The 335-nt window shown below is 39.1% G+C and carries 1 pseudogene; it reads right to left on the bottom strand.

From position 1 onward, the window contains the following. Positions 1-335, bottom strand: a pseudogene (locus HUK49_RS10685) (branched chain amino acid aminotransferase); the annotation flags it as partial.

Here is a 335-nt window from a genome sequence, read left to right on the forward strand (position 1 = left end):
ACATACTCATCTTCTACGTAAATTTTCGTTGGACGTAATGAATCTCCGCCATAATATGAACCAGATGGCGATAAAATGATTAATAAGCGATACTCATGTGAAGGATGCACCCCAAGAGCGCCTTGTGTAGCGAAAACAAATGGTCGAATATAGAGCGATTGACCTTCTCCACTCGGCACCCAATCACGATCGATATCGACGAGTTGTTTTAATCCTTCTAATAATAACGCCTCATCAATTTGCGGCATTTTTAAGCGTTCTAATGATTGATTAATTCGTTTAAAGTTTTCCTCAGGTCTAAACAAGACAACTTCGCCATCATGCTTATATGCTTT

This window comes from Limosilactobacillus portuensis, assembly GCF_014838735.1.
In the GTDB taxonomy this organism is placed as follows: domain Bacteria; phylum Bacillota; class Bacilli; order Lactobacillales; family Lactobacillaceae; genus Limosilactobacillus; species Limosilactobacillus portuensis.